Genomic DNA, 677 nt, shown 5'->3' on the forward strand with positions numbered 1-677 from the left:
TTTCTAAGATCCAAAAATTTTAATAAAGCAATTGATTTATATGAGAAATGTATAAAAGAAAACCCAAATTTTAGCTACTATTATGAGAACATAGCAATTGCATATTTTGAAATAGGTGAATACAAAAAAGCCAAAGAGATGATGGTTGGAGCACTGGAAAAATCTTCGAAATCTTCAAAAAAAATAATTAAAAAGCATAATTATGTTTTCAAAGAACTGAAACTAGACTTAGTTGATAAAATCGAAAATGTCAACCTCCCTTCAAGAGATATAGAGAAAAAGCTATGGTCAGGTTTCTCCACTTATGCTTTACTTGGTTTGTATAACTGTTTTGGAAAGGATAACGTTAAGAATAAAGATAAAGCTAGAGTGGCTTTTACTTTAACTAGATGGCATCTCGTTAATAATCAATGGGGTAAAGCAATAGAATGTATTAATAAGATAAAAAAATATGATATATCCTTATATAGAAGTAAAAAATTAAAGCTTCTATGGATTGAGAGTTTGATTGCTTTAGAAGAGTATGATAAAGCTAAAGGTTTAATTGACTATGTTTTAGATGGAAAATTAGATTCTGACTTTATTTGTGCGCTAAGTAATTTGATAAACGAAAGTGAAAAGAGTAATGAAAATTTTGATGAAATGCGAATTGACCAACTAAATAAAATATACACAGG

The 677-nt window shown here is 27.9% G+C and carries 1 protein-coding gene; it reads left to right on the forward strand.

Going from position 1 to position 677, the window contains the following annotated elements; genetic code table 11:
- A partial coding sequence (locus ACS8FD_RS21070) for a tetratricopeptide repeat protein (protein WP_439277301.1) occupies positions 1 to 677 on the forward strand: 677 nt, incomplete at both ends.

The organism is Psychrobacter sp. 1U2 (assembly GCF_051847575.1).